This window comes from Neorhizobium puerariae (genome assembly GCF_042429745.1).
GTDB classification, from domain to species: Bacteria; Pseudomonadota; Alphaproteobacteria; order Rhizobiales; family Rhizobiaceae; genus Neorhizobium; species Neorhizobium puerariae.
Genome location: NZ_JBHMAA010000077.1, coordinates 99,936 through 121,062, shown reverse-complemented (window position 1 = coordinate 121,062; position 21,127 = coordinate 99,936). Strand labels below are relative to the sequence as shown.

Annotated in this window: 21 protein-coding genes; 13 read left to right on the top strand and 8 right to left on the bottom strand. The window is 60.6% G+C overall.

What is annotated here, in order from left to right; translation table 11 throughout:
* The first annotated feature begins 41 nt into the window (after window positions 1-41).
* The 7 genes from ACFFP0_RS31560 (at window position 42) to ACFFP0_RS31530 (ending at window position 6,492) form a co-directional block, all read left to right on the top strand.
* Entirely contained in the window at window positions 42-665 is a 624-nt protein-coding gene (locus tag ACFFP0_RS31560) for a nicotinate-nucleotide adenylyltransferase (RefSeq protein WP_377266290.1), read from the top strand.
* Window positions 666-780: 115 nt separating this feature from the next.
* On the top strand, window positions 781-1,233 hold the full coding sequence (gene rsfS / locus ACFFP0_RS31555) for a ribosome silencing factor (protein WP_377266188.1): 453 nt from the start codon (window positions 781-783) through the stop codon (window positions 1,231-1,233).
* Window positions 1,234-1,341: 108 nt separating this feature from the next.
* Complete coding sequence (gene rlmH, locus ACFFP0_RS31550; RefSeq protein WP_377266187.1) at window positions 1,342-1,824, top strand: 23S rRNA (pseudouridine(1915)-N(3))-methyltransferase RlmH; 483 nt, start codon at window positions 1,342-1,344, stop codon at window positions 1,822-1,824.
* A 107-nt stretch (window positions 1,825-1,931) separates the two neighbouring features.
* Entirely contained in the window at window positions 1,932-3,332 is a 1,401-nt protein-coding gene (locus ACFFP0_RS31545; protein ID WP_377266186.1) for a murein hydrolase activator EnvC family protein, read from the top strand.
* Complete coding sequence (locus tag ACFFP0_RS31540; protein ID WP_377266185.1) at window positions 3,322-4,653, top strand: S41 family peptidase; 1,332 nt, start codon at window positions 3,322-3,324, stop codon at window positions 4,651-4,653. Before ACFFP0_RS31545 ends, ACFFP0_RS31540 begins: the two co-directional genes overlap by 11 nt.
* A gap of 89 nt (window positions 4,654-4,742) precedes the next feature.
* Entirely contained in the window at window positions 4,743-5,945 is a 1,203-nt protein-coding gene (locus ACFFP0_RS31535) for a divergent polysaccharide deacetylase family protein (protein ID WP_377266184.1), read from the top strand.
* A 16-nt stretch (window positions 5,946-5,961) separates the two neighbouring features.
* Window positions 5,962-6,492, top strand: a complete 531-nt coding sequence (locus tag ACFFP0_RS31530) for an RNA pyrophosphohydrolase (protein ID WP_377266183.1) — start codon at window positions 5,962-5,964, stop codon at window positions 6,490-6,492.
* A gap of 110 nt (window positions 6,493-6,602) precedes the next feature.
* On the opposite strand, the gene bfr is transcribed toward ACFFP0_RS31530, so the two are convergent.
* From bfr to ACFFP0_RS31505, 5 genes are all read right to left on the bottom strand, one after another.
* Window positions 6,603-7,088, bottom strand: a complete 486-nt coding sequence (gene bfr / locus ACFFP0_RS31525) for a bacterioferritin (protein ID WP_377266182.1) — start codon at window positions 7,086-7,088, stop codon at window positions 6,603-6,605.
* Window positions 7,054-7,431 (bottom strand): (2Fe-2S)-binding protein, encoded by a 378-nt coding sequence (locus tag ACFFP0_RS31520; RefSeq protein WP_377266181.1) that lies wholly within the window; start codon window positions 7,429-7,431, stop codon window positions 7,054-7,056. Before ACFFP0_RS31520 ends, bfr begins: the two co-directional genes overlap by 35 nt.
* Window positions 7,432-7,576: 145 nt before the next feature.
* Window positions 7,577-11,014, bottom strand: coding sequence for an error-prone DNA polymerase (locus tag ACFFP0_RS31515; RefSeq protein ID WP_377266180.1), 3,438 nt, complete (start codon window positions 11,012-11,014; stop codon window positions 7,577-7,579).
* Window positions 11,011-12,429 (bottom strand): Y-family DNA polymerase, encoded by a 1,419-nt coding sequence (locus ACFFP0_RS31510; protein ID WP_377266179.1) that lies wholly within the window; start codon window positions 12,427-12,429, stop codon window positions 11,011-11,013. The genes ACFFP0_RS31515 and ACFFP0_RS31510 overlap by 4 nt, the downstream gene beginning before the upstream one ends.
* Window positions 12,430-12,469: 40 nt before the next feature.
* Entirely contained in the window at window positions 12,470-13,408 is a 939-nt protein-coding gene (locus ACFFP0_RS31505; protein WP_377266178.1) for an ImuA family protein, read from the bottom strand.
* A gap of 171 nt (window positions 13,409-13,579) precedes the next feature.
* Here ACFFP0_RS31505 and ACFFP0_RS31500 point away from each other — a divergent pair, with 171 nt between their 5' ends.
* Window positions 13,580-14,017 (top strand): metallopeptidase family protein, encoded by a 438-nt coding sequence (locus ACFFP0_RS31500; RefSeq protein ID WP_377266177.1) that lies wholly within the window; start codon window positions 13,580-13,582, stop codon window positions 14,015-14,017.
* A 13-nt stretch (window positions 14,018-14,030) separates the two neighbouring features.
* Here the strand turns inward: ACFFP0_RS31500 and ACFFP0_RS31495 are convergent, their stop codons facing one another.
* Both ACFFP0_RS31495 and ACFFP0_RS31490 read right to left on the bottom strand, forming a co-directional pair.
* On the bottom strand, window positions 14,031-14,237 hold the full coding sequence (locus ACFFP0_RS31495; protein WP_377266176.1) for a DUF1737 domain-containing protein: 207 nt from the start codon (window positions 14,235-14,237) through the stop codon (window positions 14,031-14,033).
* Window positions 14,234-15,136 (bottom strand): HpcH/HpaI aldolase/citrate lyase family protein, encoded by a 903-nt coding sequence (locus ACFFP0_RS31490; RefSeq protein WP_377266175.1) that lies wholly within the window; start codon window positions 15,134-15,136, stop codon window positions 14,234-14,236. The genes ACFFP0_RS31495 and ACFFP0_RS31490 overlap by 4 nt, the downstream gene beginning before the upstream one ends.
* A gap of 108 nt (window positions 15,137-15,244) precedes the next feature.
* Here ACFFP0_RS31490 and ACFFP0_RS31485 point away from each other — a divergent pair, with 108 nt between their 5' ends.
* From ACFFP0_RS31485 to lpxE, 5 genes are all read left to right on the top strand, one after another.
* Window positions 15,245-15,472, top strand: a complete 228-nt coding sequence (locus tag ACFFP0_RS31485; RefSeq protein WP_377266174.1) for a hypothetical protein — start codon at window positions 15,245-15,247, stop codon at window positions 15,470-15,472.
* 140 nt (window positions 15,473-15,612) lie between these two features.
* On the top strand, window positions 15,613-16,218 hold the full coding sequence (gene leuD, locus ACFFP0_RS31480) for a 3-isopropylmalate dehydratase small subunit (protein WP_377266173.1): 606 nt from the start codon (window positions 15,613-15,615) through the stop codon (window positions 16,216-16,218).
* A 16-nt stretch (window positions 16,219-16,234) separates the two neighbouring features.
* Window positions 16,235-16,624: a RidA family protein gene (locus ACFFP0_RS31475; protein WP_377266172.1), complete on the top strand. Its 390-nt coding sequence runs from the start codon at window positions 16,235-16,237 to the stop codon at window positions 16,622-16,624.
* Window positions 16,625-16,793: 169 nt separating this feature from the next.
* A complete protein-coding gene (gene leuB, locus ACFFP0_RS31470) occupies window positions 16,794-17,903 on the top strand; it encodes a 3-isopropylmalate dehydrogenase (RefSeq protein ID WP_377266171.1) in 1,110 nt (369 codons plus the stop codon).
* A 214-nt stretch (window positions 17,904-18,117) separates the two neighbouring features.
* Window positions 18,118-18,933, top strand: coding sequence for a lipid A 1-phosphatase LpxE (gene lpxE / locus ACFFP0_RS31465; RefSeq protein WP_377266170.1), 816 nt, complete (start codon window positions 18,118-18,120; stop codon window positions 18,931-18,933).
* Window positions 18,934-19,104: 171 nt separating this feature from the next.
* Here the strand turns inward: lpxE and ACFFP0_RS31460 are convergent, their stop codons facing one another.
* A complete protein-coding gene (locus ACFFP0_RS31460) occupies window positions 19,105-20,988 on the bottom strand; it encodes an MFS transporter (protein ID WP_377266169.1) in 1,884 nt (627 codons plus the stop codon).
* Window positions 20,989-21,127 lie beyond the last annotated feature (139 nt).

Sequence of the window (21,127 nt, the reverse complement as noted above, 5' to 3'; positions counted from 1 at the left end):
CCGACGTGCACGAGGAAACCGTCGATCAACGCTATCTCGCCATGCCGCATGTGGAGCGCGGCATGGCCGTCGGTTTGTTCGGCGGCTCGTTCAACCCGCCGCATGAGGGACATCTACTGGTCGCCGAAATCGCGCTTCGGCGCCTGGGACTCGATCAGCTCTGGTGGATGGTGACCCCCGGCAATCCCTTGAAAAGCCGCAAGGAGCTTGCCTCCCTGCCCGACCGGCTCGCAATGAGCAAAAGGCTGATCCACGATCCGCGCATCAAGATCACGGCATTCGAGAAGACACTCGGCGGTTCATACACCGCCGACACGCTGGCTTTCGTCAAGGCAAGGAACCCTCATGTGCATTTCGTCTGGGTCATGGGCGCCGACAGCCTGAAAACCTTTCATCTCTGGCAGAAATGGCAGGAGATCGCGCAGACCTTTCCGATCGCCGTCATCGACCGGCCGGGGTCGACGCTGTCCTTTCTCTCTTCGAAAATGGCCAGGACCTTCGACTACGCGCGCGTCGATGAGGACGATGCAGGCTCGTTGTGGAAACATCGGGCGCCCGCATGGACCTTCATCCACGGTCCCCGCTCGGCGCTGAGCTCCACGGCTATCCGCGCCGTCAATGGCCGGAAAACCCCGCCGGAAAACAGGCAATCCTCCTCAAAATGACGGGATCATGAAGTTTTTACGCTCCTTCATCACCTTTTCAACCTCTCCCTTGAAAGATTAACCATTCAATGCCACCTTTCTTGAAGCGACCGAGTCTTTGTCGGATTCGCTGAAAGTGCATGTTGCTGTTACCTGGAAGAAAGGACAGACCCTGACAACAGTACACGCCAAGGGAAAGACGGTCCCCGTCCTCCCGCAGAGCCTGGAAGGTGGCGCCGATGCCGCCGCCCGCGCTCTCGAACTGGTCCTCGCAAGCCTCGAGGACTCCAAAGCCGAAGATATCGTCACCATCAACATCACCGGAAAATCAGCGCTTGGAGACTACATGGTCGTTGTCTCCGGACGGTCGAACCGGCATGTCCAGGCCATCTGCGACCATCTGATTTCCGACCTGAAGGACGAAGGCCTCGGAACGGCCCGCGTCGAGGGGCAGGAAGCCGGAGACTGGGTGCTGATTGACACCGGCGACATCATCATCCATGTGTTCCGCCCGGAAATCCGTGCGTTCTACAACATCGAAAAGATGTGGGCCGCTCCGGATATCGAGGAAGGTACACTGCTGCACTGACGGGTTCGGGTGCGTCCTGAACCGTCTGGCAAGGTTCGAAATCCAGGGGCCGGGTTTACGCTCGCTGCCCAAAAGGGATTTTGATCGCCAAAATCAACGGATCAGGACATGCGGATAACTCTTTTTGCCGTGGGACGGTTGAAAGCCGGGCCGGAAAAGGAGCTTGCGTCCCGTTATCTTGACCGCTTCGCCAAGGCTGGCCCGGCGGTGGGACTGGAATTGTCCAGACTCGCCGAAATCCAGGAGAGCCGTGCGGGCAACGCCGAGACACGCAAACGCGAAGAGGCCGGCGCGCTTGAAAAAACGCTGCCCGAGGGAGCAATCCTCATCCTTCTCGACGAACGCGGCAAGGCGCTGGACAGCGAAGCTTTCGCCGACCTCATCGGCCGTTACCGTGACAACGGCAAGCGTGACCTGATGCTGGCGATCGGCGGCGCCGACGGGCTCGATCCGGAATTGCGCGCCCGCGCCGATATCGTGCTCAATCTCGGCTCCATGACATGGCCGCACCAGCTCGTGCGCATCCTGATCGCCGAGCAGCTTTATCGTGCGGTCACCATTCTTTCCGGCCATCCTTATCACAGGATTTAAAAGATCGTTTACCTTCAAACACGATGTTGTTTCTGGCCTCATCGGGCAAATCAGCTTACGCTTTCTCGATCCAGCCAGGTATCGGAGCGGGAATGAAGGTGACAGGGATGACATCGTGCCGGCACGCGCTGCTTCTGGCAGCGGGTTTCGGGCTTGCCCTGATACCTCCTCTCGAACCCTCCATTTCGGCCCGTGCGCAGGACGCAAGCCTGCCCGCATCGCCGCAGGCCGAGCAGGCTCCCATGGTCGATCCCACCGCCGATCTGCAGCGCCGGCGCAACGAGACGCGCGGCGAGCTGGAAGTCCTGGCCAAGAACATGAAGCTTGCGGCCGACAAGGTCGCCGCAATCGAAAAGAATATCGCGGATGTCCGGAAGAACAGCGCCGATATCCGCCAAGCCCTGATCGACGCCGCCACGCGCCGCAAGGGTCTTGAGGCAAAAATCCTGGAAAGCGAAAAGAAAATCGCCGAATTCAAGGTCAGGGAAGACGGAATCCGCGCTTCGCTGCGCACCCGCCGCGCCGTGCTGGCCGAGGTGCTTGCGGCACTCCAGCGCATGGGCCGCAACCCTCCTCCGGCACTGCTGGTGACGCCGGACGATGCGCTTGCATCCGTGCGCAGCGCCATTCTGCTTGGCGCCGTCGTTCCCGGCATGCGCCACGAGGCGGACAAGCTGGTCGCCGACCTCCAGTCCCTCGCCGACCTCCAGGCAGCCGCCCTGACTGAAAAGACGAATGTCTCCGGAACCATCGCCGCAAGCCTCGAAGAGGACCGGCGCATGGACTTGCTTCTGGCTGAAAACGAAAAATTGAACAAGCGCAATGCCGCCGACCTCGACGCCGAACGGCGGCGTTCCGAGGAGCTCGCCAACCGCGCCAACACGCTCGATGGCCTCATTCAGTCGCTGGAAGGCGAGATAGCCTCGGTACGTGAGGCCATCGATCTGGCCCGCGCCGAAGAGGAGCGGCAGCGCATGCTTTCCGAGGCCGCACGCGAGCGGGCAAAGCAGCTTGCCGAAAGCGGCGTGCCCGACAAAAACCGCATTGCGCCCGCATATGCATTTTCGAGCCTCAAGCAGAAACTGGAGCTTCCGGTCGCCGGAGACGTATTGCGTTGGTTCGGCGACGCCGACGGCACGGGGCACACGGCACGGGGCATGACCATCGCTTCGAATTCCGGCGCGGTGGTGACGGCACCCGCGGATGGCCTCGTCGTTTTCGCCGGTTCCTTCCGGAGTTACGGGCAGATGATCATCCTGAATGCCGGAGATGGATACCATCTCGTTCTGACCGGCATGGACGAAGTGAATGCGCGGCAGGGCAAGTTCGTTTTCGCCGGCGAGCCCATTGCCGTGATGGGTGAGAAAAGAGTGGCAAGCGCAACAGCATTGGCGCTGGAAACAGATCGTCCAACGCTTTACATTGAATTCCGAAAGGACGGCACCCCGGTCGATTCCAAGCCGTGGTGGACCGCGAAAGAAACTGGAAGGGCACGAAATGATTCGTAGGGCTTCTCTTGTCATCGTTGGCGCACTCATGGGTGCGACTGCGATGAGCGTGATTTATTCGGCCGGTGTGCCGGCGCAGGCCGCCGGCCCTTCGACCTACAAGGAATTATCGATTTTCGGCGACGTGTTCGAGCGCGTTCGTGCCCAGTATGTTACGCCGCCGGACGAGGAAAAGCTCGTCGAAAACGCCATCAACGGCATGTTGAGCTCGCTTGACCCCCATTCGAGCTTCATGAATTCCAAGGATGCCGAGGACATGCGCACCCAGACGCGCGGCGAATTCGGCGGCCTCGGCATCGAAGTCACGATGGAGAACGAACTCGTCAAGGTCATCGCGCCCATCGATGATACGCCCGCTTCCAAGGCCGGTATCCTTGCTGGCGATTTTATCTCCGAGATCGATGGTCAGCCGGTACGCGGCCTGAAACTCGAGGAAGCCGTCGAGAAGATGCGCGGTGCCGTCAATACGCCGATCAAGCTCACCGTCATCCGCCAGGGCGCCGACAAGCCGCTCGACATCACCGTCGTGCGCGACATCATTGCCGTCCGCGCCGTGAAGTCCCGCGTCGAAGGTGGCGATGTCGGCTATGTGCGCGTCATCTCCTTCACGGAGAAAACCTATGACGACCTCGAAAAGGCGATCAAGAAGATCAAGGCCGACGTGCCCGCCGACAAGCTCAAGGGGTATGTCCTCGACCTGCGCCTGAACCCGGGCGGCCTTCTCGACCAGGCGATCAACGTCTCCGACGCCTTCCTGGAACGCGGCGAGGTGGTTTCCACCCGTGGCCGCAACGCCGACGAGACCCGCCGCTTCAATGCCGGCCCAGGCGATCTGACCGACGGCAAACCGGTGATCGTGCTCGTCAACGGCGGTTCGGCTTCCGCTTCGGAAATCGTCGCCGGAGCGCTGCAGGATCTGAAGCGGGCCACCGTTGTCGGCACCCGCTCCTTCGGCAAGGGTTCCGTCCAGACGATCATCCCGCTCGGCGATGCCGGCGCGCTGCGCCTGACGACGGCGCTCTATTACACGCCGTCGGGCAAGTCGATCCAGGGCACCGGCATCCAGCCCGACATCAAGGTCGAGCAGCCGCTGCCGCCGGAACTGCAGGGCAGGGTCCGCGCAGAAGGCGAATCGAGCCTGCGCGGACACATCCAGGGAGCAGCCGAGACCGAGGAAGGTTCAGGCTCGGTAGCCTATGTGCCGCCGGAAGCCAAGGACGACATCCAGCTCAATTATGCGCTGGACCTGCTGCATGGCGTGAAGACGGACCCCTCCTTCCCGGCCAACCCGAACAAGGCCGCGGCTGCGGTCAAGAAGTAATCCCATAACCGAGCCGGCCAGCATGACGCGTCGCAAAGACGTCTTGCTGGCCGGTTCTTCTTATTTGCAGACATGACGCGGACTTGAACTTGGGCACGGATCTCCATGCACCGCTCGGACAGAACCGGCCGTCTGCCCGCCGACGGATACCCAGGTTTTCCCCCGCGATCGCTTTCGCCTGTTTTACCGTCGCGAGCATGCTTGGCCTTTCGATCTACGCGTTGCGCGGCGACGAGGCCCTCCGACAGATCGCATCCGATACCCCCGTCACGCCTCAGCCCCCCGCAGCAGGCCAACCTTCCGGGATTGACAAGCATGACGCCGCCGCCCGGCAATCCGTTGGCATGCCACGTTCCAACCCCAATTCCGGCGCGAATGTCGAACGGACACTGACGGATGACGGATCGGTCGTCACGAAATATACGCCGCGGCCCCGTGACGGCGGCGGACCGGTTCTGATCGATGCCCAGCGGATAGGTCAGGACCCGCACATGGCCGCGCAACCCAACGAAGCCCTGCTCGAGGATAGCCCCTATGGCAGGCTGCCGATCGTCGGTCCGGACGGCTTGCGGCCAATGGATCAATATGCCCGCCCCTGGTCCGGCGCGCGCGGCACCCGGGTGGCCATCGTCGTGAGCGGCCTCGGCCTCAGCCAGACCGGTACGCAGCGGGCGATCAGGGAATTGCCGCCGACCGTGACCCTTGCCTTCGCCGCAAGTGGGAACAGCCTCCAGCGCTGGATGCAGGAGGCGCGCCGCAACGGCCATGAAATCCTGATCCAGGTGCCGCTGGAACCTTTCGACTATCCGGCAAACGACCCCGGCCCCGGGACTTTGCTGACCAGGAATTCCGGCAAGGAAAACCTGCGCAGATTGCACGAAGCCATGGGCAAGATCACCAACTACACCGGGATCATGAATTATCTCGGCGGCCGCTATCTTGCCGATGCGAACGCGCTGGAGCCGGTCTTCCGCGAGATTTCAAAACGCGGCCTTCTGTTTCTCGACGATGGTACATCTGCTCAATCCAAAACCGAGATCATCGCGAAGACCGTCGAGATGCCCCATGTTTTCGGCGACGTGACGCTCGATGGGCAATTGCAGTCGGATGCCATCCTGAAGAAGCTCGACGAACTGGAACGGATTGCCAGCCGCAAGGGTATGGCCATCGGCGTCGCTTCTGCTTTCGATGAAAGCATCGATGCGATAAGGCAATGGAGCGAGAAAACGTCGCAGCGCGGCATCGAGATCGTCGGCGTATCGGCGCTCGCAAACGAAAGCGTCGAGCCCTGAAGGATCGGATTTGTGCATGAGCAAGAAGGATAAACACCCCGTCAGGGCAGAGGACCTTCCCTACCGCCCCTGCGTCGGCATCATGGTGCTCAATCGGGATGGTCTTGTCTGGGCCGGCCGCCGGATCAGCGAGGGAAACAGCGAATACGATGGGTCTCCGCAGCTCTGGCAGATGCCGCAGGGAGGCATCGACAAGGGCGAGGACCCGCTTCCCGCCGCCTACCGCGAGCTCTACGAGGAAACCGGCATGCGCTCGGTGTCGCTGCTGGCGCAGTCGCACGGCTGGATCAACTACGACCTGCCTCCACATCTGATCGGTATCGGGCTGAAGGGAAGATATCGCGGCCAGACCCAGCGCTGGTTCGCCTTCCGTTTCGAAGGTCGCGACGACGAGATTGCCATCAACCCGCCGCCCGGAGGTCATGCACCCGAGTTCGACGCTTGGGAATGGAAGCGGATGGTTGATCTCCCCGGCCTGATCGTACCCTTCAAGCGCGCCGTCTACGATCAGGTCGTAGCGGAATTTGCGCACCTGTCTGGAGACTGAGAACCTGTTCGCCGCGCCTGCAGTTTCATTTCAGTCAGCGGAAATGAAAGGGAACTCACCGCAACGGGAGCAATCCGGTGCGCTCGGCGCACCGGATCTCATGATGCCGGTTATTCGGCCTCATCGGCGGAAGCCGCGTTGAGCTGGCCATATTTCTCTTCGCCGATCTTGGCGAGGAGGTCGAGCTGGGTCTCGAGGAAGTCGATATGTCCTTCCTCATCGGCCAGCAGCTCTTCGAAAAGCTTCATCGTGACATAGTCACCAGCCGCGTGACAGATGTCGCGGGATGCCTTGTAGGAGGTACGGGCGTCGTATTCGCCAGCGAGGTCGGCTTCCAGAACTTCCTTGACGTTCTGGCCGATGCGCAGCGGTGCGACGGTCTGCAGGTTGGGATGACCTTCGAGGAAGATGATCCGCGCGACCAGCTTGTCGGCATGCTGCATCTCTTCGATGGACTCGGCGCGTTCCTTCTTCGCGAGCTTCAGATAACCCCAATCCTCAAGAAGACGATAATGCAGCCAATACTGGTTGACGGCACCGAGTTCGAGAAACAATGCCTCGTTAAGCCGCTCGATGACCTTTGAGTCGCCTTTCAATGTCCGCTCTCCTGTTTTCTTCATGGAATTGTCTTAAGCGGGACATATATACAACGACCTCGGCTTCCGTCGAGTGGTGCTGGGCGTGATATTCCTCGGTTGTGCGGATGATCAGATCGACGACATTCGGGAAACAGCCGCAGCAACGGCCGCGCTTTCCCATCGCGTGATACACCTTTGCTGGTACGATGAGCTGCCAACAGTCTTCATCAAGGAGTTCGGTGATGACATCCCTGATTTCTTTGTCGGTAATGTAATTGCAACTGCAAACCAGCATTCTCGGTCGACCTGCGAAACATGACCTGTAGCATCCTCTTTTGCGAAAGCGGACACCGGATGTCAAGAAAAAACAGGTATCCGCGTCATTTCCTGGAAGAAGCCTGTTGTGTCTTTGGCTTCGGGAAACAACGCAGCCCTAGGGGCAAATCCTAGACAAACGCCCCCTCCCGACGATGATCCACATCAAATTCGCCTGCCGCTTTGAATGACTAATGAAAATTGCGGCCTCTCGGCATGACGCTTCCCGGCTCGGTGACCTGGGAATTCGGAAAACCTGTTTCCGGCCTGACACTGGCGCTGCGTTCGCCCGTTTTGTTGGAGCGCCGCTTTGACATATGGCCGTCGTCCGACTGCGGCGCCTCATCCGAACGCGCCAGGACATCGAGCCGCCGCGTCTCCTTCTGAAGCAGGCCGAGCATGGGAGTGATATCCTCGATATGCTCGACCACCGTATGGATGACGCCGCTCTGGCTCTGCAGCTTTCCGCGGATCTTGACCAGCCGCGCTCCCATGACGACGGACCGGAAGCGGGCAAAGACTTTCGGCCAGACGATCGCGTTCGCAACCCCGGTCTCATCTTCCAGCGTCATGAAAATCACGCCACTGGCGGAACCCGGACGTTGGCGTACCAGAACGATCCCGCTGATCGTAACCCGCCGCCCATTCGGAACCTCCAGCAGATCGACGCTGCGGGTAATTCCCATGGCCTGCAGCTCGGGGCGCAGGAAGGAAACCGGATGCGCTTTCAGCGAAAGCGAAAGATAGCGATAATCCTCGATGACTTCTTCCCCCGGCAGCATTGAAGGGAGCCTTGGCTTCACTTCAGGCCGGAGATCCGCCCCGCCTGCCGAATCGAACAGAGGCAATTTTTCGACGGCGTTTTTCTCATCGAGTCCCCGCGCAGCCCAAAGCGCCTCGCGACGCGTGAGCCCGATGGAAGTGAAAGCATCGGCATCCGCCAGCCGCTCGATATCCGATTTGTCGAGACCGGATCGCAACCAGAGATCATGGACGGATGTGTAGCCATTCCCTCGATTGGCGATCAGTTTTTCGGCCATATCCTTTTCAGCCAGACCCTTGACCTGACGGAAACCCAGCCGCACGGCATGTTCCGTCCAGATGACGTCACGCATGGATGCGTGGCGTTTATCGATCGCATCCCTGTTGAAGACGGCCTTTTCCAGAAGACAATCCCAACCCGACCAGTTGATGTCTACCGGGCGGATTTCGATGCCGTGTTCGCGCGCGTCGCGAATGAGTTGCGCCGGCGCGTAAAAACCCATGGGCTGCGAATTCAGCATCGCCGTACAGAAGACGTCCGGATAATGAGCCTTGATCCAGGACGAGACATAGACAAGCAGAGCAAATGACGCCGCGTGGCTTTCCGGAAAGCCATATTCCCCGAAACCCTTGATTTGATTGAAACAGCTTTGGGCAAATTCGCGGTCATAACCCCGCGCGACCATGCCTTCGACCATCTTCGTCTCGAAGGTGCCGATGGTGCCCGTCCGTTTGAAGGTTGCCATCGACCTTCGTAACCTGTCCGCCTCGCCCGGTTCGAATTTGGCAGCGGTAATGGCAATCTGCATGGCTTGCTCCTGGAACAGGGGCACGCCGAGAGTTCGCTCGAGCACAAGTTTCAATTCCTCGCTCGGGTAATCCACCTGCTTTCCAGCGCGAACCCATTCTCTTCTCTGAAGATAAGGGTGAACCATGTTTCCCTGAATGGGACCCGGACGAACGATCGCCACCTCAACGACGAGATCGTAAAACCGGCGGGGCCTGAGCCGCGGCAACATGCTCATCTGCGCCCGGCTCTCGATCTGGAAAACACCGATCGTATCGGCACGGCAGATCATGTCGTAGACGGCGTCTTGCTCGTTGTGCAGGAGACCGGCGAGCGTTTCATTGCGCCCGTAATGGACCCGCATGAGATCGAACGCCTTCTTGAGACAGGTCAGCATGCCGAGCGCCAGCACATCGATCTTCAGGAGCTTCAGGGTATCGAGATCATCCTTGTCCCACTCCACCATGTAACGCCCCGGCATGGCCGTCTTCATGATCGGAACGACCTCGTCGAGCCGGTCGCGCGTGATGAGGAATCCCCCGACATGCTGGGTGAGATGACGCGGAAATCCCAGGAGTTCCTTCGCATGCGTCATGACTTTCCGCGTCGTGGAATCCTCGACGTCGAGACCGGCAGCCTTCGCATCCCGTTCCGAAAGCCCATCCTCCGACCATCCCCAGACCAGACTGGAAAGCGCCGCCTGCACGTCCTCCGAGAGCCCGAAGGCTTTCGCCACCTCACGGCCTGCCATGCGGGTGCGGTAGCTCGTGACCGCCGCCGTCAAGCCCGCATGCCGGAAACCGTAATGCCGGTAGATATATTGGATGACCTCTTCGCGCCGCCCATGCTCGAAATCGACATCGATATCCGGCGGTTCATTGCGCTCCGTGGAAATGAAACGTTCGAAAAGCAGCGTCGTGAACGTCGGATCGACCTCGGTGATGCCGAGGCAATAACAGACGGTGGAATTGGCGGCCGAACCGCGCCCCTGGCACAGGATTTTCAGCTCATATCGGGCATACCAGACGATATGGCGCACCGTCAGGAAATATGGCTCGTATTGCATCTCCTTGATGAGGCCGAGTTCATACCTGATCTGGTCGGAAACTTTTTCCGGAATATCGCCGGAATAACGGCGGGCGGCGCCTTCCCAGGTCAGCCGCTCCAGGGTTTCGGACACGGTCTCGCCCGGCACGCTTTCATCGGGATAATTATGGCTCAACTCATCCAGCGAGAATGCAAGCCGATCGAAGAACTTTTCCGTATTGGCGACGGCATCCGGATACGCATGGAAGAGGCGAGCCATTTCGGCACCGGGCTTGATATGCCTCTCCCCATTGGGAGCAAGGCGAAAGCCAGCCTCCTGAACCGTCACATGCTCCCGGATGGCCGTCACGACATCCGATAACGAACGCCGACAAGGAAGACCGTAAAGGGGCAGGTTGGTCGCGATCAGAGGAACACGGCTCCGAAAGGCGACCTGCGCGCATGTGGCAAATACGAGCGCATCGCGCCCATCATAGGTCGGCGACATGGCCAGATAGATGCTCCTGGGAAACCGTTTCCGATAATCCTCCAGACTGCGTTCCAGATGCGCCACATATCCAGCGTCCTCCGCGCGGGAAAAATCCGGAACGACCCCGAGCATCATCTCGTCGCACCATTCCCGGAAATCCCATTCCTCCAGGATGCAGGAACCTTTTTCCGTCCTGAGATTTCCACGGCTGAGGAGACGGCAGAGATTGGCCCAGCCCTTGCGGTTTTGCGGATAGGCCAACACATCCGGCGTCCGGTCGGAAAAGACGAGCCGTGCGCCGGGATAGAAGGCGCAAGGCCGGACGGCGTCATCTTCGCCCTCCCTTTTTCCCTGCGCCTGCTGGCGCTCGTACGCCTCCTTCATCTCCCGGACCTGGTTATGCGCACGCACCACGCCGGCAACCGAATTTCGGTCGGCAATGCCGAGGCCGGAAAGCCCGAGCAGGCTCGCCGTCAGCACCATTTCCTCCGGCCTTGCCGCGCCTTCCAGAAAGGAGAAATTGGTCTTGGCGCCCATTTCGAAAAAAAGAGGAGTGTCCTTCATGCGAAGATTCCATGGATACGCCAGTTCGGCGCCATCTTTCCGTCGTAACGGCCCTCGCGAAAAACCCAGAAACGACGGCCCGCCTCGCTTTCGAGACGGAAATAATCACGTTCCAGCGCATTTTCCGTATCCGCCCACCATTCCGGCGAAATCCGCTCCGGCCCCTCGGCACGAACGACCTCATGGACGACATGGCGCCAGCGAAACCGCTGCGGAGGGCCATCCGGTACCGCCGCCGCAAAAGCCTTTATCGTTTCGGGATGACGGAAAAGCCGTAAAGGACGGTCACTCCCCGGCGCAAAGACAAGGGCCTCTTCGACCTTGTCCCGTGCGTTCCTTGCCGTAATCGCCGGAGCAAAGATCTCCGCCCGTTCCGGCACATGGCTTTGCCGCATCTCTGCGGCCTGCAGACAGTTTTCCCCCAACCGGGCCGAAACCCGGTCAATGAAATCCGTAAGCGATATCTCACCCCGGCCATTGCCGGCAAAATCATCCTGGGCGATCTTGAAAATATCGTCCTGCAACACATTGAGACGCAGGAGTTCGAAACCGAAACCCGCATCGAGATCGTCATGCGCAGCCTTCAGGCGCTCCGTGAAAAGCGCGGCGATACGCTTCGGGTCGCGCAATGGCTGCGAAGCACCGGCGGAGATGCGAAAGACACGTCCGTCGACACGAAACAGCACCAGCTCGAAAACCCGCCCCCCGACACCGCGTGCCTCCAATCCCGGTTTCAGCGACGCTGCGATCTGGCCGGTCAGTTGGAGGATATGGTCCTCAGCCTGGACCGGATCGGCCAACCGTCGCTCGGCGGAAAGAGCCGCGACGGGCCGGCGCGGCGAAATGGATTCTTCGTTCACACCGGTCGCCTGATCCAGGCGAAGCAACAGATATGGTCCAAACCGGCGGGCAAGCGGCGCGCGCGGCATGGGCATGAGATCCCCCACCCGTTTCAGCCCGAGTTTACAGAGCGAGGCGACCGTGATCCCGTCGATACGCAAGGCATTGACCGGCAGCGGCGCCAGAACCTCTTCGATCGCCTCGTCGGCAATCACTCCGCCACGACCGAAGCGGCAGGCGGCCCAGGAAAGGCCGGGAGACGAGGAAATTGCGCCCCTGACGTCCAGCCCCATATGGAAAAGCCGCTCAAGAATATCCTTCAGGAGCGCGTCTTCTCCGCCGAAGAGATGCGCACATCCGGTGATATCGAGGAAGAGTCCTTCCCGGCCGTCGAATGCCACGAGCGGGGTATAACGGTCGCACCAGTCGGCAACAGCTTCGAGGAGCGCAAGATCGGCTCCCTCGTCCTCGTCGGCCACGTCGATCTTGGGAAACATGGCCCGGGCTTCCGCCAGCCCCTGCCCCCGTTTCAGGCCAAGCCGCTCGGAAGCCTCGTCGAGCGCTGTAAGCCGCATGGCATTGTCACGCCGCCCGGCACAAAGGATCGGCGGATGGTCAGGACGCCCTCTCGAACGCCACGACGGTCCCCACAGCCGACGGGCGATCCTGTCGGTTGGCAGATGCGGGAAGACGAGCGCCAGGATGCGTTGGCGGGTTGCGGGAAGAGGAAGCTTCTCCTGCTTCCCGGTCGAGCGAAAATTGACGGTCACGGGGATTCCACTCCAAAAGGAAGGAGAGCGGAGCCGGATTGCGGCTCTTCTCCAGGATAAGCCGGAAAACAGGATGCCCGATGCTGCCGCCAAGCAGGGACCCGTCTGAAAGGCGCCGTCCGCAGGCCGGCGCCGGTTCGACAGACAGACGGAAGGAAGCGCTGCTTGCCTCCTCTCCACCCGCATGCCGCAACAGGAAAAGCGGCCGCCCCGCCGCCTTCGCCCGAAGACAGAGCCGCCGGCTTTCGGTAAGACCGAATTGCCTGAGGTTGCCCCGGATCTCCAGAATGGTGGCGGCAAGCGCCCCGCTCGCCACCGCAGTTTCCGCAAGCCACAATGCCTCTTCCAGCTTGCGTGGCGAGGCATAGAGGATATCCCGGGGTCTCAATCCGAACTGCTTGAAACCGACGGCATAGGGCGCGCCTGCTTCCTGGGTGGAAACGATATCGCCGATCCACAGGACCGGTGCCCCGCTTGTTTCCCTCGCCTTGAGATAGGCTGCAAGCGCCAGGACGAAACCGCTTGCGGCGCCCGCATCCAGCATCAGCGCTGAGCGGATTTCGGTGAGGCCGTCGAGCGGCAGGCCACCGTCCAGGGCAGCATCCATGTCTGCTATGCCGAGCGGCAGGCGGAGCCGGTTGTTCCCGGCCTTCCAGGCCGCGGGATCGACGGCAGCGTCCTCCTGCTCCGCCGCGGCGAGCGCCGGCAGAGATTTTCCCTCCAGTCTGGCGATCTGTTCGCGCAGGGCAAAAAGCGTCTCCCGCGCCGTGGCGTTCCCTGCCATGGCGTCAGCTCCATTCACAGTGTTCTCTTTATGTTCTTATGGATTCCAGAGCCCTCATCAAGAGTCAACTGCCGGACGGCAGGAATCTTTTCCTCTGACGATAGGCCAATGATTCTTCTCTCGAAAAATATTTCTGAAGGCACTATATGGGCCTGATCAGAAGGAGAGCCCATGGCCCGTATTGACCAGACCGACGATTGGCGGGACCGCCATGCGCCGACGATCAGCGCGTTCGAGTCGCTGGCGATCGAGGCCTATGGCCACCTGCCGGAGGAATTTCGGGCCCTTACGACCAATCTGACCATCGAGATCGAGGATTTTCCCGACGACGAGGTCTTCGAGGACATGGCGCTCGAAACACCCTTCGACCTGCTCGGCCTGTTCGAAGGGCGCGGCATTTCCGAACGCTTCAACATGGAAACGGGTGAGCTGCCGAACCGTATCCGCCTCTATCGCCGGCCGATCCTCGATTATTGGGCGGAAAACGAGGAAACGCTGGGTGATATCATCACCCATGTGCTGATCCACGAAATCGGCCATCATTTCGGCCTCAGCGACGCCGACATGGAACGCATCGAGGCGAGCGCCGAAGACGCTGCCCAGCGCTGAACCCGAACAGGCCTTATTGCTCGCCGAGTTTCATCTCGGGATCGTATTCCTTGCCATGCACGGTCTTGGTGACGGCCTGGCCGCACTGCATCAGGCCGGTCGTGGCGTTGAAGGCATAGGTCGGAGAGCCGTGCAGATCCCAACCCTTGTTCAGCGCGGCCGTCACCTTGTGGCAGAAGGAGGAATCGTCCGGACCGGTGAGGAGGCGATAGAGTTTCATGGCGTTTTCTTTCGTTCAGCGATGGCTCGCACCCTGGCGACAAGCTTCTCCGCCTCGACAAGGTGCAGGCGTTCGACCATCTTGCCGTCCAGGTTGATGACATTGAGATGCCGCGCCTCAGGCTCGGCAAAAGCGGCAATGATCGCCTCCGCCTCTTCGACAGCCCGCGGATCGGGGCCGAAATGCCGGTTGGCGGGCTCGATCTGGGCGGGATGGATCAGCATCTTGCCGGAAAAGCCCATGGCCCGGCCCTGGGCGCATTCGGCGTCGAACGCTTCCGCATCCCTGAAATCGTTGAAGACGCTGTCGACCACATCGATGCCCTGGGCACGGCCGGCGAGCACGATCTGCATCAGCCAGGGAACGAGATAGGCACGGCCGGGTTGCGGCAGAACGTCGGTCTCCTTGCGCAGATCGTTGAGACCGACGACGAAACAGCCGAGCCGCTCGTCTGCGCCGGCGATCAAGGCTGCATTCAGTACCCCTTTCGGCGTCTCGATCATCGCCCATATGGCAAGATCGTCCGGAGCGCCGGCCTCGGAGAGGATATCCGCCACCGCCTGCACTTCCGAGACACGCTCGACCTTGGGAACCAGCACCACGTCAGGCGATATTTTGATCACGAGGTCCATGTCGGCCCTGCCGAACGGGGTATCGAGCGGATTGATGCGGATAACGGTTTCCCGGTTCCTAAGGGGGCTTTCCTTGAAAAGCCGGCGCAGATTGTTCCGGGCTTCGGCTTTCATTTCCGGTGCGACGGAATCTTCCAGATCGAAGATCACCGCATCGCAGCCGAGGCCATGCACCTTTTCCAATGCCCTTGTATTGCCGGCCGGCACGCTCAGGATCGAGCGGCGAAGGCGAACGGACGCAGAATTGATGTCGGTCAAGGCGATCATCACGGCTTTGTGCCAATCTTTTAAGCCTGCGGCAATACCGTTCCGTGCAAAACCCCTTGCAAGAAAGGGCGGGAGGGCCCACATTCCTCGGTGAGAAAGGTTTGGACCATGCAAAACATTCGCGCATTTTTCGTCATCGTATCGGCAATCGCCGTGCTCGCCATGGCCGCGCTTCTGACGGCCTCCCTGACTGTAGCCTTTGCCGGTATCCTCGCGGTTCTTTCCCTCGGCCGGGTACTTTCAGCGCGGCTGAAGCCGGTTCCGGTGCGTGCGAAGGCTGGCAAGCGCGAAATGCGTGTCTGGAACGACGGCCGCGGCACGATCATCGACCTTTGATCGCCGAACAGTGATGAAAGAGGCGCCAATGCGCCGGTTTTCGGCGCGCCGACGTACCGGTTGAGAGCAAACAGCCCTTCAAATTCGCGCTGGTTTGCTTTATGGCAGCTTCCGCAGATAAGTCCATGTGGAGGCAGATCATGGAAAAGTTCACCAAGCTCACCGGCGTTGCTGCGCCGCTTCCGGTCGTCAACGTCGATACGGACATGATCATTCCCAAGGACTACCTCAAGACGATCAAGCGTACCGGCCTTGGCAAGGGCCTCTTCGCCGAAGCCCGCTACAAGGAAGACGGCTCCGAAAACCCGGATTTCGTGCTGAACAAGTCCGCCTACCGGAACGCCAAGATCTTGGTGGCCGGCGACAATTTCGGCTGCGGCTCCTCCCGCGAACACGCGCCCTGGGCGCTTCTCGATTTCGGCATCCGCTGCGTGATCTCGACGAGCTTCGCCGACATCTTCTACAACAACTGTTTCAAGAACGGCATCCTGCCGATCGTCGTCAGCCAGGAAGACCTGGACAAGCTGATGGACGATGCCGAGCGGGGTGCGAACGCCATTCTTTCCGTCGACCTGGAAGCCCAGGAAATCACCGGGCCGGATGGTGGTTCGATTCATTTCGACATCGATCCCGGCCGCCGCCACATCCTGCTCGAGGGACTGGACGACATCGCTTCGACGCTGAAGAGCGATGCAGTAATCGGCAGTTTCGAGAACAAGATTCGCACCGAGCGTCCCTGGCTCTGATTTCCGGAACCTCCTGATGGTCAAGCGGATCTCCTCCAGATCACCCTTCGAAGCGCGGATTGGTTATTCGCGTGCCGTGGTGGACCGCGACATGGTCTATGTTTCCGGCACGACCGGCTACGACTATGCGAAGATGGAAATGCCGGAAGACGTCGCAGCCCAGACCCGCAATGCGCTCGGCACGATCGAAAAAGCACTGAAGGAGGCCGGCAGCGGCCTTCAGGATGTGGTGCGCGTACGTTATTACCTCGTCGACATGGCCGATTACGATGCGGTGGTCGACGTGCTCGGCGCCACCTTTTCCAAGATCCGCCCGGCTGCGACCATGGTCGTCTGCGGCCTGACCACGCCGGAAATGAAGATCGAGATCGAAGTGACTGCCCGGATTGGCGCTGGCAGTTCCTGAACCTTTCCGGCCTCGTCCTTCGGCAGGCTCGGACGGGGTTTAACCAGGCGCGGGTCTGAAATCCCGCGCGGGAGAATGGTGAGCCTGCTGACGCATGCGGCCCCGAAAGCGGAAATCCGCTTCCGGGAAAACGGCATGCGGAAACAAGAGAGCAAGGACACCACAAGATATGGCAAAGAACCTCTTCCTTCTTCCCGGCGACGGCATCGGCCCCGAAGCCATGGGCGAAGTCCGCAAGATCATCGCTCACATGAACAGCGCCATGAAAGCCGACTTCGTACTGGATGAAGGCCTGGTCGGCGGATGCGCTTACGATGCCCATGGCGCCGCCATCTCGGAAGGGGACATGGCCAAGGCGATGGCCGCGGATGCGGTGCTTTTCGGCGCTGTCGGCGGTCCGAAATGGGATCATGTTGCTTATGAGGTTCGTCCGGAAGCAGGCCTCCTGCGCCTGCGCAAGGACCTGGAACTCTTCGCCAACCTGCGCCCCGCGATCTGCTATCCGGCGCTTGCCTCCGCTTCTTCGCTGAAGCCGGAACTGGTGGAAGGCCTCGACATCCTGATCGTCCGCGAACTTACCGGCGGCGTCTATTTCGGCGAACCGAAGGAGATCATCGATCTCGGCAACGGCCAGAAGCGCGGCATCGATACGCAGGTCTACGACACTTACGAAATCGAGCGCATCGCCAGTGTCGCCTTCGAGCTTGCCCGGACCCGCCGCAACGCCGTCTGCTCCATGGAAAAGCGCAATGTCATGAAGTCGGGCGTGCTCTGGAACCAGGTCGTCACCGAAACCCACAAACGTACCTATTCGGACGTGAAGCTCGAGCACATGCTCGCCGATGCCGGCGGAATGCAGCTCGTGCGCCAGCCGAAGCAGTTCGACGTGATCGTCACCGACAACCTGTTCGGCGACATGCTGTCCGACGTTGCCGCCATGCTGACCGGCTCGCTCGGCATGTTGCCTTCCGCCTCGCTCGGCGCGCCCGATCCGAAGACCGGTAAGCGCAAGGCGCTCTACGAACCGGTCCACGGTTCGGCGCCGGATATCGCCGGCAAGGGCGTCGCCAACCCGATCGCGATGATCGCCTCGTTCGCCATGTGCCTGCGTTATTCCTTCAACATGGTGAAGGAAGCCGACAACCTGGAAAAGGCGATCGCCAACGTGCTCGACCAGGGCATCCGCACCGGCGACATCATGGCGGAAGGCTGCCGCAGGGTCGGCACGTCCGAAATGGGCGATGCGATCCTCAAGGAGTTTGTAAGCCTTTCCGCCTGACACATTGCGGCACATCGCACCATCACCATGTCTGGTGACGGCATGGCCGAACGGAGCCGAAAACGTCTTTGGTTCCGTTTGAACACGATGCCGCCGGGTCTTTCCGTCGCAGGACGAGAAGACCCGGCTCCCGCGACTGGTCTTTGCCGTTTCGATACCCCATATCGGGCACCTGCGAGAAAACAGGAATGAACCTGCCCACGGATAGAGGCTGATGAAACGGATAATCGAGAAACTCAGAAACCGCCGTTATCGCTACCGTTCAAGTCCACCGTCGCCGCGCTGGTGGCCCTATGCGCTGGTCGCGGTCAACCTGATCCTGATCGCCTTCTTCCTGCTCGATGCGCCTGTCGGCTCCTATGCGGCCCATACGCCGAACCTGCTGAAACCGTTCGGCGATACCATTACCGATCTCGGGAAATCGGGTTGGATTCTTTTTGGAAGCGCGCTTCTGTTCTTCGAGGCATTGGCCGTCATACGACTGGCCCCCACCCTGAAAGCCCGCTTCCAGGCCATGCTCGTCAGCCACATGGCATTTTACGTTTTCGTTTCGGTCGCCGGGTCGGGCCTTCTCGTCAACCTGACGAAACGCATCATCGGCCGGGCCCGCCCGGTTCTTTACGAACAATGGACCTCCCACGGCTTCAATCCCTTTTCCGGCGCCCGGTTCGAAAGCTTTCCATCCGGCCATTCCACGACGGTCGGCGCGTTCCTCATGGCCATGGCCCTGCTTGCTCCACCCTATCGCCTGCTTTTCCTGATCATGGGCCTCTGGCTCGGCTTCTCCCGCGTCATCGTTGCCGCCCATTATCCAAGCGACGTGATCGCCGGCCTTTCCATCGGCGCCTGGTTTTCCATCATGACGGCGATCGTATTCGCCCGTCATGGATTGCTGTTCCGGCAAGAGCCCGACGGCTGGCCGACCCTGCGCCGTCCCATACCGTTGGTGATGCGGCCCGACTGGACGGGCACGCTCCCGCCGCCACGCGGCGCTCCGCAAAAGCGGGTGCCTGAGGAAAAAGCCGAATGAAAAACGAAAGACCCGGCACAGTTTACTGTGCCGGGTCTTCTCCTTGAAGGTCCGCCGGATTATGCGCTACAGTATCGGCCCGAAAATCGGAATCGATTTTCGGAAAGCACGATGCGTAGATTCAATAAGTTAGAGCGCCGTGCGTCCCAAAGGACGCACGGCGCTCTAGGCCTATTCCGCATGGATATCGCGGTCCTTGGTTTCCGGCAGGAACAGCAGGCCGATCACCAGAGTGAGGCCCGCGAAGACGATCGGATACCAGAGGCCGTAATAGATATCGCCCTTGGCCGCGCTCATGGCGAAGGCCGTTGCCGGCAGGAGGCCGCCGAACCAGCCGTTACCGATATGATAGGGCAGCGACATACCGGTGTAGCGGATGCGGGTCGGAAAGAGTTCGACCAGCAGCGCGGCGATCGGGCCATAGACCATCGTGACGTAGATGACCAGAACGGTCAGGATGGCGATGATCGTCACCCAGTTGACCCGGGCCGGATCTGCCACCATCGAGAAGGCCCCCGAATTCGCGACGGTGTACACCGCCATTTCCGTTACGCCGGTGGCTTCCTGCGCGGTCAGCAGTTTCTGGGAAACGAGGTCGGCGCCCGGAACCACGGTCTTGTTGCCGGCGCGGAGGGCGGCGGCATCGAGCTTGAGTTCCGGATTGGCCGCAATGAAAGCATCCAGCTTGGCATCGGGCACCTTGGTCGCAGCGCGTGCGAGCGGATAACCGCTGCTCTGAAGAGCAATGTTGACCTGCTTCTGGAACCCTGCATCCTTCGCCTTGGCATCGGCGCCTGCGGCGATCGCATCGTAGCTGGCAATGGTCGCATCCCCGATCTTGACCGTGGCGGGCTGACCGGCCGGGCCGGCAACGACGTCATAGGGCACCGAATTGCGCGTCAGGTACGAGGTGGCGATATCGCAGGACGTGGTGAACTTGGCGGTGCCGGTCGGGTTAAACTGGAATTTGCAGTCGCCCGGCGCCGCCGTTACCGTTGCGCGCACCGTGTCCTGAGCTTGTGCCAGAGCCGGGTTGCCGGCCCAGGTCATCGCCTTGAACAGCGGGAAATAAGTCAGCATGGCAAGCAGAAGACCGGCCATGATGATCGGCTTGCGGCCGATCCTGTCGGAGAGCCAGCCGAAGAAGACGAAGAAGCCCGTGCCGATGAGGAGCGAGACGGCAACCATGATGTTTGCCGACTGTGCATCGACCTTCAGGATGTTCTGCAGGAAGAACAGGGCGTAGAACTGGCCGGAGTACCAGACGACGGCCTGCCCGACGACGGCCCCGAACAGGGCCAGAAGCGCGACCTTGGCATTCCTCCAGTGGCCGAAGGCCTCCGTCAGCGGCGCCTTGGAACCCTTGCCCTCTTCCTTCATCTTCTGGAACGCCGGGGATTCGTTCATCTTCAGACGAATCCAGACCGATACGCCGAGCAGGGCGACCGAGACCAGGAACGGGATGCGCCAGCCCCAGGCAGCAAAGGTATCACGGCCGAGCAGCATCTGAACGCCGAGAATGACCAGCAGCGACAGGAAGAGACCGAGGGTCGCCGTCGTCTGTATCCAGGAAGTGAAGTAACCCCGTCTTCCATGCGGCGCATGCTCGGCCACATAGGTTGCGGCACCGCCGTATTCGCCGCCAAGAGCCAGGCCCTGCAGCATGCGCAGGAGGAGAAGGATGATCGGAGCCGCGATGCCGATCGAAGCTGCGCCGGGAAGGACACCGACGAGGAAGGTCGAAAGACCCATGATCAGAATGGTTACGAGGAAGGTATATTTGCGGCCGACGAGATCGCCCAGGCGACCGAAGACCAGCGCACCGAAGGGACGAACGAGGAAGCCGGCGGCGAAAGCCAGCAGCGCGAAGATGTTCCGGGTCGTTTCCGGATACTGGCTGAAGAAGGCCGCGCCGATAAACGTTGCCAGCGAGCCGTAGAGATAGAAGTCGTACCATTCGAAAACAGTGCCGAGCGAGGAAGCGAAGATGACCTTCTTCTCCTCCCGCGTCATGCTGCCGCTTTTTACGCCGGCAGTCGTTGCGACATTTGCCATTGTCGTCCTCCCAAAATGTGAAACTTACGCGCCGGTTCCGCGCCCTTTCCCTCCTGGACACGAATATGGCGACGCATTGTCGCAGATTGGCAGAATTCGGGACAAAGGAAGAGAGATGCTTTGGGATTATGACTTTCGT